Annotated in this window: 14 protein-coding genes; 13 read left to right on the top strand and 1 reads right to left on the bottom strand. The window is 67.6% G+C overall.

Annotated elements, in window-relative coordinates:
• The first annotated feature begins 88 nt into the window (after nt 1-88).
• From EEB11_RS12465 to cobJ, 7 genes are read left to right on the top strand one after another with little or no spacing between them, the layout of a single operon-like run.
• Nucleotides 89-445 carry a DUF1636 family protein gene (locus EEB11_RS12465; protein ID WP_135431846.1) on the top strand — a complete coding sequence of 119 codons (357 nt, stop codon included), beginning with the start codon at nt 89-91 and terminating at the stop codon, nt 443-445.
• A gap of 1 nt (nt 446) precedes the next feature.
• Nucleotides 447-1,493 carry a cobalamin biosynthesis protein CobW gene (gene cobW / locus EEB11_RS12470; protein ID WP_135431848.1) on the top strand — a complete coding sequence of 349 codons (1,047 nt, stop codon included), beginning with the start codon at nt 447-449 and terminating at the stop codon, nt 1,491-1,493.
• Between the two features lie 9 nt (nt 1,494-1,502).
• Nucleotides 1,503-4,748: a cobaltochelatase subunit CobN gene (gene cobN, locus EEB11_RS12475; RefSeq protein ID WP_135431850.1), complete on the top strand. Its 3,246-nt coding sequence runs from the start codon at nt 1,503-1,505 to the stop codon at nt 4,746-4,748.
• A complete protein-coding gene (cobG, locus tag EEB11_RS12480) occupies nt 4,745-5,884 on the top strand; it encodes a precorrin-3B synthase (protein ID WP_135431852.1) in 1,140 nt (379 codons plus the stop codon). Before cobN ends, cobG begins: the two co-directional genes overlap by 4 nt.
• Nucleotides 5,881-6,510, top strand: a complete 630-nt coding sequence (locus EEB11_RS12485; RefSeq protein WP_135431854.1) for a precorrin-8X methylmutase — start codon at nt 5,881-5,883, stop codon at nt 6,508-6,510. Before cobG ends, EEB11_RS12485 begins: the two co-directional genes overlap by 4 nt.
• 14 nt (nt 6,511-6,524) lie before the next feature.
• On the top strand, nt 6,525-7,271 hold the full coding sequence (locus EEB11_RS12490; RefSeq protein ID WP_135431856.1) for a precorrin-2 C(20)-methyltransferase: 747 nt from the start codon (nt 6,525-6,527) through the stop codon (nt 7,269-7,271).
• Nucleotides 7,268-8,005: a precorrin-3B C(17)-methyltransferase gene (cobJ, locus tag EEB11_RS12495; RefSeq protein ID WP_135431858.1), complete on the top strand. Its 738-nt coding sequence runs from the start codon at nt 7,268-7,270 to the stop codon at nt 8,003-8,005. The genes EEB11_RS12490 and cobJ overlap by 4 nt, the downstream gene beginning before the upstream one ends.
• On the opposite strand, the gene EEB11_RS12500 is transcribed toward cobJ, so the two are convergent.
• The gene (locus EEB11_RS12500) at nt 7,978-8,745 is read right to left on the bottom strand and encodes a cobalt-precorrin-6A reductase (RefSeq protein WP_135431860.1); all 768 of its coding nucleotides are present in this window, start codon (nt 8,743-8,745) and stop codon (nt 7,978-7,980) included. The two genes, cobJ and EEB11_RS12500, sit on opposite strands and share 28 nt — an antisense overlap.
• Between EEB11_RS12500 and cbiT the strand changes: the two genes are divergently transcribed.
• From cbiT to cobF, 6 genes are read left to right on the top strand one after another with little or no spacing between them, the layout of a single operon-like run.
• Entirely contained in the window at nt 8,744-9,922 is a 1,179-nt protein-coding gene (gene cbiT, locus EEB11_RS12505) for a precorrin-6Y C5,15-methyltransferase (decarboxylating) subunit CbiT (protein ID WP_135431862.1), read from the top strand. The two genes, EEB11_RS12500 and cbiT, sit on opposite strands and share 2 nt — an antisense overlap.
• On the top strand, nt 9,919-10,287 hold the full coding sequence (locus EEB11_RS12510) for a cobalamin biosynthesis protein (RefSeq protein WP_135431864.1): 369 nt from the start codon (nt 9,919-9,921) through the stop codon (nt 10,285-10,287). Before cbiT ends, EEB11_RS12510 begins: the two co-directional genes overlap by 4 nt.
• Nucleotides 10,284-11,057 carry a precorrin-4 C(11)-methyltransferase gene (gene cobM, locus EEB11_RS12515; protein WP_135431866.1) on the top strand — a complete coding sequence of 258 codons (774 nt, stop codon included), beginning with the start codon at nt 10,284-10,286 and terminating at the stop codon, nt 11,055-11,057. Before EEB11_RS12510 ends, cobM begins: the two co-directional genes overlap by 4 nt.
• Before the next feature lie 8 nt (nt 11,058-11,065).
• Nucleotides 11,066-12,403 carry a cobyrinic acid a,c-diamide synthase CobB gene (locus tag EEB11_RS12520; RefSeq protein ID WP_135431868.1) on the top strand — a complete coding sequence of 446 codons (1,338 nt, stop codon included), beginning with the start codon at nt 11,066-11,068 and terminating at the stop codon, nt 12,401-12,403.
• A complete protein-coding gene (gene cobA / locus EEB11_RS12525; RefSeq protein ID WP_245298893.1) occupies nt 12,400-13,143 on the top strand; it encodes a uroporphyrinogen-III C-methyltransferase in 744 nt (247 codons plus the stop codon). The genes EEB11_RS12520 and cobA overlap by 4 nt, the downstream gene beginning before the upstream one ends.
• Nucleotides 13,140-13,913, top strand: a complete 774-nt coding sequence (gene cobF / locus EEB11_RS12530) for a precorrin-6A synthase (deacetylating) (protein WP_135431870.1) — start codon at nt 13,140-13,142, stop codon at nt 13,911-13,913. Before cobA ends, cobF begins: the two co-directional genes overlap by 4 nt.
• Nucleotides 13,914-14,126: the final 213 nt, after the last annotated feature.

Consider the following 14,126-nt stretch of genomic DNA (forward strand, 5'->3'; position numbering starts at 1 on the left):
CGGACGGGGTGTTCCGTGACCTTCGGATGTGGGCGCGCGTCGCCCGCCCCGCAGGCTATGCCCCGTTCCATACCGAGGGCTGACTGTTTTGACCGCGATACTTTACGTCTGCATGACCTGCCGTGCCGGACAACCGTTGCCCGAGGGCGAGCTGGCCCCCGGTGCGCAACTGATGGCGGCGCTGACGGTCGCCGAGGTGCCTGATGGCGTCACGCTGCGCGGGGTGGAGTGTCTGTCGGCTTGTGATCATGGCTGCACCGTTGCCGTGACAAAACCCGGCGGTTGGTCCTATGTTTACGGCCGGATGTCGCCCGCCGATGCGCCAGAGATTCTGCGCGGAGCCGGGCTTTATGCCGCCACGACCGACGGGCTGGTGCCCTGGCGCGACCGCCCGGTGATTTTCCGCAAGCAAAGTATTGCCCGTCTTCCCCCGCTGGAGTCCTGACATGCCCGATCTGACTACGCCCGACCTGACCAAGATCCCCGTCACCATCATCACCGGATTTCTCGGCGCTGGAAAAACCACGCTGATACGCCACCTGATGCAAAATCCGCAGGGCAAGCGGCTGGCCATTCTGGTCAATGAATTCGGGGTGTTGGGGGTCGATGGCGACATCCTGAAATCCTGTGCTGATGTGAATTGCCCGGTGGAAAACATCGTGGAACTGGCCAACGGCTGCATCTGCTGCACCGTGGCCGATGATTTCATCCCCACGATCGAGGCGCTGATGGCCCTGCCGCAGCGCCCCGACCACATCCTGATCGAAACCTCGGGGCTGGCGCTGCCGAAACCGCTGCTCAAGGCGTTCGACTGGCCGGCGATCCGGTCGCGCATCACCGTGGACGGGGTGATCGCGCTGGCCGATGCCGAGTCGGTGGCCGCGGGCCGCTTTGCCCCCGATGTGGCGGCGGTAGACGCGCAGCGGCGGGCCGACGACGCCATCGACCATGAAACCCCGCTGTCCGAGGTGTTCGAGGATCAGATCGCCTGTGCCGACATCGTGCTGCTGTCCAAGGCCGATCTTGCGGGCGAGGCGGGCCTTGCCACAGCCCGCGCGGTGATCGAGGCCGAAAGCCCGCGCCGCGTGCCGATTCTGCCGATGACCGATGGCATCATCGACCCCCGCGTGATCCTGGGCCTGCAAGCCGCGGCGGAAAACGATCTTGCCGCGCGCCCCAGCCACCACGACGGCGAGGATCACGAGCATGACGATTTCGCCAGCGTGGTGATTGATCTGCCCGAGGTTGCCGACATCGACGCACTTGTGGCCCGCATCCAGACGCTGGCCCGCGAACAGGACGTGCTGCGGGTCAAGGGGTATGTCGCGGTGACGGGCAAACCGATGCGTCTGCTGGTGCAAGCGGTGGGCGAACGGGTGCGCCATCAGTTCGACCGCCCGTGGGGCACTGCGGCGCGCGTCTCGCAGCTGGTGGTGATCGGCGAACATCACGCCATCGACGCGGACGCTATCCGCCGCGTTCTGCTGGCCTGATTTCGCATCATGCACGTCGTCTTTCGTGAAACCCATGGCTTGGATCAAACCGCAGCCCCCTATGATCCGGCGCAAGATCCGGCGAATCTGGTGGTGCTGTCGTATTCCGACAGCGACCTTGGGGCATTTGCGGCGGGCTGGCAGCGTGCGGCGGGCAAACTGCCCAGCACCCGGTTGCAGAACATCGTGGCGCTGAAACATCCGGTGTCGGTCGATACCTATGTTGAGCGTACCCTTTCAGGGGCAAAGGCCATTCTGATCCGGCTGATCGGCGGGGTGGCCTATTGGCCTTATGGAATCGCATCGGTGCAAGATCTGGCGCGGCGGCGCGGGATTGCGTTGGCCATCCTTCCCGGCGACGGGCGGGCAGACCCTGCGTTGGATGCGGCATCAACCCTGCCGGTTTCGACCCTGCGGCGGCTGCAAGAGCTGTGCGATGCCGGGGGAGCGGTGGCGGCGCAGGCGGCGCTGGCGCAACTCAGCCTCGCCGCCGGGCTGTATGCCGGCCCTGTCGCGGGCGACAAGCGGGTGGCGCAATTCGGGTTTTATGACCCGACGCTGGGGGTGACGGCGCAGATACCCGGCCAGACTGACACCGCACCGCTGGTGCTGATCAGCTTTTACCGCAGCTATCTGACCGCCGCCGACACCGCCCCGATCGACGCGCTGATTGCGGCATTCCGGGCGCGGGGCTTTGCGGCTTGCGGGGTGTTTGCGCCCTCGCTCAAGGTGCCGGGCTTTGCCGACTGGCTGCGCCCGCATCTGCTGGCCGCACCGCCGGTCGCCATCGTCAACGCCACCGCATTTTCAGCGCGCGGCGATGACGGCAGCACGCCATTTGACGCGGTGGAATGCCCAGTGTTTCAGGTGGCGCTGTCCACCGCACGCAAGCGGGACTGGACCGCATCGGACCGTGGTCTGTCGCCTGCAGACCTTGCGATGCACGTCGTGCTGCCCGAGGTGGACGGGCGGCTTTTCGCCGGGGTTGCGTCGTTCAAGTCGGTGGCCCCGCGCGACGTTGACCTGCAATTCTCGCGCTTTGCCCACCGGCCCGATGCGGCACTGGTGGATGCGGTGGCCGACCGGGTGCAGGCGTGGCACCGGCTGGCCGTCACCCCAGCCGCCGACCGGAAGCTGGCGGTGATCCTGTCGACCTATCCCGGCAAGGCACATCAGATGGCCCATGCGGTGGGGCTGGATGCGCTGGCCTCTACGACGCAACTGCTCGGCGATCTGGCGGACACGGGCTATACCACCGATGCGGGCAGCGATCTGACGGAGTTGCAGACCGCCCGCCTGCGTTGGCCGCTGGCCGATTATGTGGCTGCCCTGACCACCCTGCCCGCGCCCTTGCGCGAGGCGCTGCACAGCGCCTGGGGTCAACCCGAGGATGACCCCGCCTGCGCCGGGGGAGCGTTCCAGTTCGCGGCGCTTCACCGGGGGCATGCCCTGGTCGCCCTGCAACCCGAACGGGGCGATCCCGGCGAACGCGACGCCCAGTATCACGATCTGTCGCGCGCCCCGCGCCATGCATATGTGGCGTTCTATCTGTGGCTGCAATCTCAGGGCTTGCATGCCATGCTGCACATCGGCGCGCATGGCACGCTGGAATGGTTGCCGGGCAAATCCGTGGCCTTGTCGGGTGCGTGCTGGCCTGCCGCGCTGACGGGCACACTGCCTGTGATCTATCCGTTCATCGTGAACGACCCCGGCGAGGCCGCGCAAGCCAAGCGGCGGATCGGGGCGGTCACGCTGGGCCATCTGCCGCCACCTCAGATCCGTGCCGTGGTGCCGCCCGCACTGCAGCGGCTGGAACGGCTGTTGGACGAATATTCTACCGCCGACGGTCTGGACCCAGCACGCCGCGACCGCTTGATCGGTGATATCAGGTCCGAGGCGCAGGGCACAGGCATCGTGGCCGACCTGGGCCTGCCCGCCACCGCCAGTCTGGCCGAAGCGATCACCCGGATCGACCGTTTTGTCTGTGACATCAAGGAAAGCCAGTTCGGCGAGGGTCTCCATGTGCTGGGGCGCGGTGCCTGTGGCGATGCCGAACGCCAGGGTCTGTTGACCGCATTGGCGGGGCGCAGGGTCGCACCGGGGCCGTCCGGCTCGCCCGCGCGCGGGCGGCGCGACGTGATGCCGACAGGGCGCAACATGTTCGCCGTCGATCCACGGGCTGTGCCGTCGCAATCGGCCCATGCCATGGGCGTCAAGCTGGCCGAGGAGTTGCTGCGCAAACACCTGCAAGATCACGGCGACTGGCCGCGCGGGCTGGTGGTCGATCTGTGGGGCAGCGCCACCATGCGTACGGCCGGCGAAGAATTCGCGATGGCGCTGCATCTGGCCGGGCTGGCCCCGATCTGGGATGCGGGATCGGGCCGGGTGTCGGGGGTCGAGGTGGTGCCGCTGGCGCTGCTGGGACGCCCGCGCATTGACGTAACGTTGCGGGTGTCGGGGCTGTTTCGTGATGTGTTTCCGGGGCTTGCGGCGCTGTTTGAAACCGGGGCGGCAGCGCTGGCCGCGCGCGACGAGGCCGCCCAGGACAACCCCTATGCATGCCGCGCCGCGCGGGTGTTCGGCCCGGCTCCGGGGCAGTATGGCCTTGGTATGGGCAGCGCGATGGACGATTTCAGCGCCGAAGCCCGCACGGCGGCAGGCGAGGCGTGGCTGGCCGCGTCTTCTTGGGCGATCGGCACCGACGGCATCAGCCGCGACGACCGTGCGGGGCTGGAATCGCGGCTGCGCGGCGCGGATGCCTTTGTGCATGCGCAGGATCTGCCGGAAAGCGATGTGCTGATGGCCGCCGATTATGCCGCGCACGAGGCAGGCTTTGCGGCGGCGTTGGCCCGACTGGGGGCGGCGCAACCCGCGCTTTACCACCTTGATGCAACGCAAGCCGACCGCCCCCGCGCCCGCACCCTGACCGAAGAAATCGCCCGCGTGGTGCGCGCCCGCGCCGCCAACCCCGCCTGGGCCGACGGCATGATGGCGCACGGCTTTCGCGGGGCCGCCGAGATTGCCGCGACGCTGGACCACATGGCCGCTTTTGCGCATCTGGCGGGGGTGGTTCCAGCGCATCTGTTCGACCTGTACCACGACGCAACGTTGGGCCGGCCGGAGGTGGTGGATTTCATGGCCATCGCCAATCCGGGGGCGTTGGCGGCGGTGCAAGACCTGTTCCAAAGGCTGGCCGAGGCCGGACTGTGGGTGACGCGGCGCAACTCGATTGCAGCCTCACTGGTGACGCCATGACTGGCGCTTCGGAGTTTGTGGTGCAGGGCTGGTGCCCCGGCGCGCTGCGCCCGATGCTGTCGGGCGATGGGTTGGTGGTGCGGATCCGCCCGGATGCCGGGCGGTTGACCCGCACACAAGCCGCCGGGATCGCCAAAGCCGCCCGAACGCACGGCAATGGGCTGATTGATCTGTCGTCGCGCGGCAATGTGCAAGTGCGGGGCGTTACGCAGGCCAGCCATCCGGGGCTGATCGAGGATCTGCGCGCGCTCGACCTGATCGACGCTGATGCTGCGACCGAGGCCAGGCGTGCCATCATGGTGACACCGTTTGCCGATGCCACAACCAGTAGCCTCGCCCGTCGCTTGGCGGCAGAGTTGACGCAAGGGCCTGTGCTGCCAGGGAAATTCGGATTTGCGGTGGATACGGGGCCTGCACCTGTTCTGCAGGCTGTGTCAGCCGACATCCGGCTGGAGCGTTGCGCAGCGGGAGGTCTGATCCTGCGCTGTGACGGGGTGCCGCTGGGCACGCCGGTGACGCCGCAAGATGCTGCACAACGGGCGGTTGATCTGGCGCACTGGTTTGTCGCGGCGGGTGGGGTGACGGCAGGCCGGGGCCGGATGGCCGCTCTGATCGCGCGCGGCGTGCGACCCGAGCAGGCCGATACTGCACCCGCCCCGCCCCCTTCGGCCTACGGTCCAGGGTTGCACCCGATGGGCGCGCTGGTTGGGTTCGAGTTTGGCCAGATACAGGCCGAAACGCTGGCGGCACTGGCAGCGTTGGGCAATGTGCGCGTGACGCCTTGGCGCATGCTGTTGATCGAAGGCCTGACCGCGCTGCCCGACAGGCCCGACTTGATCGTAGCCGTCGACGACCCGCGCCGCCGCGTGATCGCCTGCACTGGCGCGCCGGGGTGTTTGCAGGCCCATGCGCCAGTGCGTCCCTTGGCGCGACGCCTGGCAGACCAGGTGCCACTTGGCAAAACCCTTCACGTCACAGGCTGCGCCAAGGGTTGCGCCCATCCGGGTGCAGCGGATATCACGCTGGTGGCGACGGCCAAGGGCTTTGACCGGATCAGGCAAGGCTCGGCCCAGGACCTGCCCGAAGCCGCGGGTCTTGCGGCCGCCGAGATAGAGAGCGAAGGACTGTTTCGATGATCCACCAGTATGAAACCGACGGCGCCACGATCTATCTGCAATCCTTTGCCATCATCCGCGCCGAGGCCGACCTTGCCCGTTTCACCCCCGAGGAAGAAGTGGTCGCGGTCCGCATGATCCACGCCGCGGGCATGGTCGGGCTGGAAAGGTTCATCCGCTTTTCCCCCGGCATGGCTATCGCCGCGCGCGCGGCACTGGAGGCGGGAGCGCCGATCCTGTGCGATGTGCGCATGGTCAGCGAGGGCATCACCCGCACCCGGCTGCCGGTGAACAATGCGGTGATCTGCACGCTGCAAGACCAGGCCGTGGCCCCGCTTGCCGCCCGGCTTGGCACCACCCGGTCGGCTGCGGCGGTTGAACTGTGGCGGCCGCATCTGGCCGGGGCGGTGGTGGCGATCGGCAATGCGCCGACAGCGCTGTTTCACCTTCTGAACATGCTGGACGACCCCACCTGCCCGCGCCCCGCAGCGATCATCGGCTGTCCGGTAGGGTTCGTCGGCGCTGCGGAATCCAAGGCAGCGCTGATTGCGGCCCCACCTGTGCCGTCGGTGGTGGTCGAAGGCCGCCTTGGTGGATCAGCGATCACTGTCGCGGCTGTCAACGCATTGGCAAGTCGGCGCGAATGACGATGGAAAACGGAATGACGGCTGGCCGCATCATCTGTGCCGGGCTTGGTCCCGGCGACCCCGACCTGCTGTCGGTGCGATCCGACCGGGTGATCCGGGCTGCGGGGCATGTGGCCTATTTCCGCAAGTCCGGCAGGCAAGGTCAGGCACGGCGCATGGTGGACGGCATGTTGCGGGCGGATGTGCGGGAGATGGCAATGGAATATCCCGTCACCACCGAACTGCCGTTCGATAGCCAGGCATACATACACCTGCTGGCCACGTTCTATGATGATTGGGCTGCGCGGTTGCAAGCACTGGCAGCGGCGGGCACCGATGTGGTGGTGCTGTGCGAGGGGGATCCGTTCTTTTACGGGTCATTCATGCACCTTTATGTTCGGCTCAAGGATCAGGTGGCAGTCGAGGTGATCCCCGGCATTCCCGGCATGGTCGGCTGCTGGAACGCGGTCGGCGTGCCGATCACCTGGGGCGATGACGTGCTGACCGTGTTGATGGGCACCCTGCCCGAGGCGGATCTGGCCCGCCACATGCAGGGCACCGACGCGCTGGTGATCATGAAGACCGGACGCAACCTGCCGCGGGTGCGCCGGGCGCTGGCGCAGGCAGGGCGGCTGGACGACGCCTGGCTGGTGGAACGCGGCACGATGCCGGGCCAGCGCATCGCGCGGCTGGCAGAGGTCGAGGCCGCCGATTGCCCGTATTTTGCCATTGTGCTGGTGCATGGCCGGGGTCGCAGACCCGTTGCAGGGGGCGAGGAATGACCGGTTGGGTCACTGTCGCGGGCCTTGGCCCCGGAGCAGAGGCGCAGGTGACGCCCGAAGTTTCCCTTGCGCTGGCCGAGGCGACCGATGTGGTGGGCTATTTTCCCTATGTGGCGCGGGTGGCACCGCGTCCGGGGCTTGTGTTGCACCCGTCTGACAACCGGGTGGAGCTGGACCGGGCGGGCCTCGCGCTCGATCTGGCGGCGGCGGGACGGCGGGTGGTGATCGTGTCGTCAGGCGATCCGGGCGTATTTGCGATGGCCTCGGCCCTGTTCGAAGCGATCGACGCGCGCGGAAACCCCGATGCGACCGACATTCGCATCCTGCCCGGCATCACCGCGATGCTGGCGGCAGCGGCGCGGGCGGGCGCGCCGCTGGGCCATGATTTTTGCGCGATCAACCTGAGCGACAACCTCAAACCGTTGTCCGAGGTGGAACGCAGGGTGCGCCATGCAGCGCTTGGCGGCTTTGCGATGGCATTTTACAACCCGCGATCGAACTCTCGACCCCATCAATTCGGCCACGTGCTCGATGTGCTGCGCGAGACTTGCGAGCCGGCGCGGCTGATCCTGTTTGCGCGCGCGGTTTCAACCCCCGACGAAGCCCTGAGCACCGTCACCTTGGCCGAAGCCGTGCCTGAGATGGCCGACATGCGTACAGTCGTGATCGTTGGAAATGCCGCCACCCGCCGGATCGGGCGCTGGATCTACACCCCCCGCTCGGTGCCCGCATGACCCAGCCAGGCCATCACCTGCGCCACCGACCCAAGCACATGGCGCGGGGGCAACACGCGCTGGTCAAAATCGGGCCGGTCGATCAAGATCACCGGCAGGCCCAGCGCGCGGGCGGCAATCAGCTTGGCCTCGGCCCCTGCCCCACCCGCGTTCTTGGCGATGATATGGCTGATCCGGTGCGCCCGCAGCAGATCAAGGTCTCCCGCAACATCGAACGGGCCACGCGCGACCACGGCCACGGCGTCCGGCAACGGCAGCGGGCCATCGGGCGCATCGACCAGCCGCAGCAGATAGTGGTGCTGCGGTTTGGCCGCGAAAGCCGCCAGCGTCTGCTTGCCGATCGCCAGAAATACCCGTGCAGGCTGGTCAGGCAGAGCGGCGACCGCGGCCGGAAGATCGGGCACACAGATCCAGTCATCGCCCGGGGCCACTTGCCATGCCGGACGCTCCAGTGCCACCAGCGGCACGCGGGCCTGCGCGCAGGCATCAAGGGCGTTCTGACTGATCTGCGCGGCAAACGGATGTGTTGCGTCGACCACATGGCTGATCCGCTGATCGTGGAGGAATTGCGCCAATCCCGCCACACCGCCAAAGCCGCCCGTCCGCACCGGGATCGGCTGATCCATCGGGGCCGCCGTGCGCCCGGCATAGGAATAGACCGCGTCGATGCCCGCACCTGCCAGTGCGCGGGCCAATGCGCCCGCTTCGGTCGTGCCACCCAGCAAAAGGATGCGCGTCATGTCTGATCCGTGGTTGTCGATCATAGGTCTGGGCAGTGATGGACTGGCGGGCCTGCCCTTGGCAAGCCGTGACGCGCTGGCGGGGGCCGAGATCGTGTTTGGGGCGCCCCGGCATCTGGACCTCGTGCAGATCGGGCCGCGGGGGCGCGACTGGCCGGTGCCGTTCGATCTGGCTCCGTTGCTGGCCCTGCGGGGACGCCGGGTGGCAATGCTGGTGTCGGGCGATCCGTTCTGGTTTGGCGCGGGCGGGTCGGTGGCGGCGCATCTGGCCCCGCACGAATGGCTGGCCTACCCGGTGGCGGGTACGTTTTCGCTGGTCGCGGCCCGGCTGGGCTGGCGGCTGGAGGACACGCTGTGCCTTGGCCTGCACGCGGCGCCGTTTGCGCGGCTCGCACCGGTGATGGCGCGCGGCGTGCGGGCAATCTGCACGCTGCGCGATGCGGCAGCGGTGGCCGAACTGGCGGGCTGGCTGGCGGACAACGGCTTTGCCGGGGTGCAGATGACAGTGTGCGAGGCGATGGGCGGCGCAGACGAACGGGTGCGCAAGGGGGCAAACTGGACCGACATCGCAGCCCCGGTTGCGGTGGCCCTGGATGGCTGCGATCTGCCGCGCGATGCCGGGCTGTCGCGCGCCAGTGGTCTGCCTGATACCGCCTTTGCCCATGATGGCCAGATCACAAAACGTCCTGTACGGGCGCTGACGCTGTCGGCGCTGGCCCCCAGGCCGGGGCAGATGCTGTGGGACATCGGGGCGGGGTCGGGGTCTGTCGCGGTGGAATGGTGCCTGTCGGGCGGTCGCGCCGTAGCGATTGAGCAGCGGGCGGATCGCTGCGCCAACATCCGCCACAACGCTGAAGCCTTTGGGCTGGCGCATCGGCTGTCTGTCGTGCAGGGCGACGCCCCGGCCGCACTTGCCGATCTGCCAGACCCGGATGCGGTGTTCATCGGCGGAGGTGGTGATGCTTGCCTGCACGACGCAGTGTGGTCGATGCTGCCCGACGGTGCCCGGCTGATTGCCAACGCAGTGACGCTGGAGGGCGAGGCGGTGCTTGCCGCGCGCCACACCCGCCACGGCGGCAGCCTGCTGCGGATTGATCTGGCCGAGGCTGTGCCGCTGGGGGCCTTCAGGGGCTGGCACGCAGCACGCCCTATTGTGCAATGGAGTGTGACGGCATGAAAGTCGCTGGGTTCGGATTTCGCGACGGCGCGCCGCTGGTGGCCCTTCGCGCGGCCTTGGGGCTGGTCGAACAGGCGGGCGGGCCTGCCACCGCGCTGGCGACAGCGACAAGCAAAGCCGGGGCTGCGGCGTTGAGCGCTCTCGCAATCGAGCGTGGTCTGGTTGTACTGGCGGTGCCGGTGGCCGGTGTTGCAACCCCAACCCGGTCGCCGCGCGTGCAAGCGATGTTCGGCACCGGATCGGTCGCCGAGGCTGCCGCCCTTTCGGGGGCAGGCCCGGACGCCACGCTGATCGTCGGGCGCATGACCTCTCCCGACGGCATGGCAACCTGTGCAATGGCCCTCAGCAACGGAGCGCACCCATGACCGTGCATTTCATCGGCGCAGGCCCCGGCGCGGCCGATCTGATCACCCTGCGCGGCCGCGACCTGATCGCCGCCTGCCCGGTCTGCCTTTATGCGGGCAGTCTGGTGCCCGACGCGCTGCTGGCGCATTGCCCGCCCGGCGCGCGGATCGTGAACACGGCCTCGCTCAGCCTGGATGACATTATTGCTGAAATCGCAGCGGCCCACGCGCAAGGTCAGGACGTGGCGCGGCTGCACTCAGGCGATCTGTCGATCTGGTCTGCGATGGGGGAACAGTTGCGCCGCCTGCGCGCGATGGACATCCCGTTTGACGTGACCCCCGGCGTGCCAGCCTTTGCCGCCGCCGCCGCCGCGCTGGAGGCCGAGCTGACGCTCCCCGGGGTGGCGCAATCGCTGGTGTTGACGCGCACGTCGGGGCGCGCATCGGCAATGCCAGAGGGCGAAAGCCTTGAGAACTTTGCCGCAACCGGTGCCACGCTGGCCATCCATCTTTCGGTGCATCTGCTGGACGAAGTGACGGCCCGGCTGATCCCGCAGTATGGTGCCGATTGCCCGGTTGCGGTGGTGTTTCGCGCATCCTGGCCGGAACAGCGGGTGATCCGAGCCACGCTGGCGACGCTGGACCCGGCGATCGGGGTGGGCGAGCGGACAGCCCTGATCCTGGTGGGCCATGCGCTTGCTGCGACCGGTTTCGACGAAAGTCGCCTTTACGCGGGGGATTACGACCGCCGCTATCGCCCGGTCGGCACCGACCCGCGGTTTCCCGAATGACGCGCGCAATGCCCCCCGGATTGCTGATCTCGGCCCCCGCCTCGGGCACCGGCAAGACCACCGTCGCGCTGGGGCTTCTGGCGGCGTTTCGCGCTCAAGGGCTGAGCGTGCAACCGTTCAAAAGCGGGCCAGACTATATCGATCCCGCGTTCCACACGGCGGCAGCAGGGCGGGTTTCGGTCAACCTCGATACCTGGGCGATGACGGCAGACCAGATCACGCGGCAGGCCCAGGCGGGGCACGGCGCGGACCTGATCCTTGCCGAAGGGTCAATGGGTCTGTTCGACGGCGTGGCCCAGCCCGGCGAGGCGGGGTCAGGGGCCAGTGCTGAGCTTGCCGCCCTGATGGGCTGGCCGGTGATCTTGGTACTGGATGTGTCGGGTCAGGCGCAGACGGCGGCGGCGGTGGCGCTGGGGATGGCGCGCTTTCGGCCGGGGCTGCCGGTGGCGGGCGTGATCCTGAACAAGGTCGCCTCGCCCCGGCACGAGGCTTTGGTGCGCGCGGGCATGGCGCAAGCGGGCCTGACCGTACTGGGTGCGCTGCCGCGCAGCGCCAAGACCGCCCTGCCCGAACGCCATCTGGGCCTGGTGCAGGCCGAGGAGTTGCCAGCACTGACGCAACTGCTGGCCGATGCCGCCGAATTCGTGGCCGCGCATTGTGACTTGGCCGCCATCCTCGCCGCCGCGCGCGCCGGCAGCGCCCGTGACGTGCCGGATGCGGCACCAATCCCTGCCCCCGGCGCGCGGATCGCCTTGGCGCGCGATGCCGCGTTTTCGTTTGTCTATCCGCATGTTCTGGCGGATTGGCGGGCGCAAGGTGCCACCCTCTTGCCATTTTCACCGCTGGCAGACGAAGGCCCGGACCCTTCGGCCACCACCTGCTGGCTGCCGGGGGGGTATCCCGAACTGCACAGCGGTCGACTTGCCGCCTGCGAACGCTTTCGCAGCGGCCTGCGCAGCTTTGCCGAAACCCGGACCGTGCATGGCGAATGTGGGGGCTACATGGCGCTGGGAGAAGGCTTGGTCGCCGCGGACGGCACGCGACACCGGATGGTGGGGTTGCTGGGGCTGGAAACCAGCTTTGCCAAGCGGCGGATGCATCTGGGCTATCGGTTGGCGCGCCTGCAGCACCCTTTTGGCGGCTTTGCGGCAGGCAGTGCGCTGCGCGGGCATGAATTTCACTACGCCAGCATCGTGGCGCAACCCGACGCGCCGCTGGCACAGGTCACCGATGCCACCGGGGCCGCGGTGGCCGAAACCGGGTCGTGGCGACAAACGGAGGGCGGCTGCGTGACGGGCAGCTTTTTCCATCTGATCGCGCCCGCAAGCCCGCAGGCCGCAGCATGACCGGGGCTATGATCGGGGCCAAGACCGGCTTTGTTTCGTTCGTTTCTGCCGGGCCGGGCGACCCGGACCTGCTGACGATCAAGGCCGCGCGTCTGTTGGCGCAGGCGGACGTGGTGCTGTTTGACGATCTCGCCTCGGGGCCGGTGCTGTCGCATGTCGGCCCGCAAACAGAACTGGTGGCCGTGGGCAAGCGCGCCGGGCGTGCGTCGCCAAAGCAGCACCACGTCAGCCGGTTGCTGGTCGATCACGCCCTGACCGGTGCGCGGGTGGTCCGGCTTAAATCGGGGGACGCCGGGGTTTTCGGGCGGCTTGAGGAAGAGATCACTGCACTGACAGCCGCTGGCATCGCCTTCGAAATCGTGCCGGGTGTGCCGTCGGCATGCGCGGCGGCGGCCGCGGCGGGCATCCCGCTGACCCGGCGACTGACGGCGCGGCGGGTGCAGTTCATCACCGGGGCCGATGTGACGGGCGATCTTCCGCAAGCGATGAACTGGGCAGCGCTGGCGGATGCGACGGCGACCACGGTGGTGTTCATGGGCAAGCGCACCTTTCCGGCGCTTGCGACCGCGTTGATGGACCATGGCCTTTCCCCCGACACCCCGGCTCTTCTGGCCCAGTCGGTGGGCCATGCGAACCAGACACTGACCCGGTCCACCATTGCGGCACTTGCCGCCCAACTGGCACTGGATACGGGCGATCAACCGGCGCTGATCCTCTACGGCCCGTTGGCAGAAGAATGACGTCCCCCATCACGATTGACCTGTTCCTGATCGGAATTGGCACCGGCAACCCCGACCATGTAACGGTGCAGGCCGCCAAGGCCATAGCGTCTGCTGACCTGATTCTTGTGCCGCTGAAGGGTGAGGACAAGGCAGACCTCGCCGGTTTGCGAATGACAATCTGTCAAAACTGCATAACCAACCCGGCAACCCGGATCGAAACCTTCGATCTGCCCAACCGCAACCCCGCAACGCCCGCGTATCTGGACCGTGTCAACGACTGGCACGACGCCATCGCCGCCATTTGGCATGAACGTATTGCCCGGCATCTGGCAGCCGGAGGCGGCCCGCGCATAGCGCTGCTGGTCTGGGGGGATCCGTCGCTGTATGACAGCACCTTGCGGATCGCCGCGCGGGTGGAGCACCGCCAGCCCCTGCGCCTGACGGTCATCCCCGGCATAACCGCAATTCAGGCGCTGTGCGCGGCCCATGCGATTCCGCTGAACGATCTGGCCGCCCCGGTTCTGATCACGACGGCGCGCAATTTGCGTACCCTCGGCTGGCCACCCGACGCAAAAACCTTGGTGGTGATGCTTGACAGTGGTGGCGCGTTCGATGCCATTGACCAGACCGGCGTGATGATCTGGTGGGGGGCCTACCTGGGTTTGCCCGAAGAAATCCTGATCACAGGTTTGCTGCCTGACGTGTCGGCACAGATCATAACCACCAGATCCGAGGCACGCGCGCGGCACGGCTGGATCATGGACATCTACCTGCTGCGGCGGCCATGAGGTCGGCACATTCACATTCAAAAGAGTCTGCCATGCTTGGCACGACAAAAGTTGCACGCAACATTGACGCGGCCCTCCCCGACGTCACCGGGCGCAAAGATGTTCCACACAGTCGGAACAGTCCCTGCACGGCTGGAATTAACTCGGGATAAACCGGCGACAGCGTCGTGCGTCTCTGCGGAAAAGCTGCGACCATTCGGAGCGATGGCCTGG

The sequence above is a fragment of the Pseudotabrizicola sediminis genome (assembly GCF_004745575.1).
GTDB lineage: Bacteria > Pseudomonadota > Alphaproteobacteria > Rhodobacterales > Rhodobacteraceae > Pseudotabrizicola > Pseudotabrizicola sediminis.

What these genes read in the sequence shown, in the direction of transcription:
- cobW (WP_135431848.1), top strand. Translation starts at nt 447, where the DNA reads ATGCCCGATCTGACTACGCCCGACCTGACCAAGATCCCCGTCACCATC.
- EEB11_RS12500 (WP_135431860.1), bottom strand. Translation starts at nt 8,745, where the DNA reads ATGACGCGCATCCTTTTGCTGGGTGGCACGACCGAAGCGGGCGCATTG.
- cobJ (WP_135431858.1), top strand. Translation starts at nt 7,268, where the DNA reads ATGACCGGTTGGGTCACTGTCGCGGGCCTTGGCCCCGGAGCAGAGGCG.
- cobA (WP_245298893.1), top strand. Translation starts at nt 12,400, where the DNA reads ATGACCGGGGCTATGATCGGGGCCAAGACCGGCTTTGTTTCGTTCGTT.
- cobN (WP_135431850.1), top strand. Translation starts at nt 1,503, where the DNA reads ATGCACGTCGTCTTTCGTGAAACCCATGGCTTGGATCAAACCGCAGCC.
- cobF (WP_135431870.1), top strand. Translation starts at nt 13,140, where the DNA reads ATGACGTCCCCCATCACGATTGACCTGTTCCTGATCGGAATTGGCACC.
- cobM (WP_135431866.1), top strand. Translation starts at nt 10,284, where the DNA reads ATGACCGTGCATTTCATCGGCGCAGGCCCCGGCGCGGCCGATCTGATC.
- EEB11_RS12490 (WP_135431856.1), top strand. Translation starts at nt 6,525, where the DNA reads ATGACGGCTGGCCGCATCATCTGTGCCGGGCTTGGTCCCGGCGACCCC.
- EEB11_RS12485 (WP_135431854.1), top strand. Translation starts at nt 5,881, where the DNA reads ATGATCCACCAGTATGAAACCGACGGCGCCACGATCTATCTGCAATCC.
- cbiT (WP_135431862.1), top strand. Translation starts at nt 8,744, where the DNA reads ATGTCTGATCCGTGGTTGTCGATCATAGGTCTGGGCAGTGATGGACTG.
- EEB11_RS12520 (WP_135431868.1), top strand. Translation starts at nt 11,066, where the DNA reads ATGCCCCCCGGATTGCTGATCTCGGCCCCCGCCTCGGGCACCGGCAAG.
- EEB11_RS12510 (WP_135431864.1), top strand. Translation starts at nt 9,919, where the DNA reads ATGAAAGTCGCTGGGTTCGGATTTCGCGACGGCGCGCCGCTGGTGGCC.
- cobG (WP_135431852.1), top strand. Translation starts at nt 4,745, where the DNA reads ATGACTGGCGCTTCGGAGTTTGTGGTGCAGGGCTGGTGCCCCGGCGCG.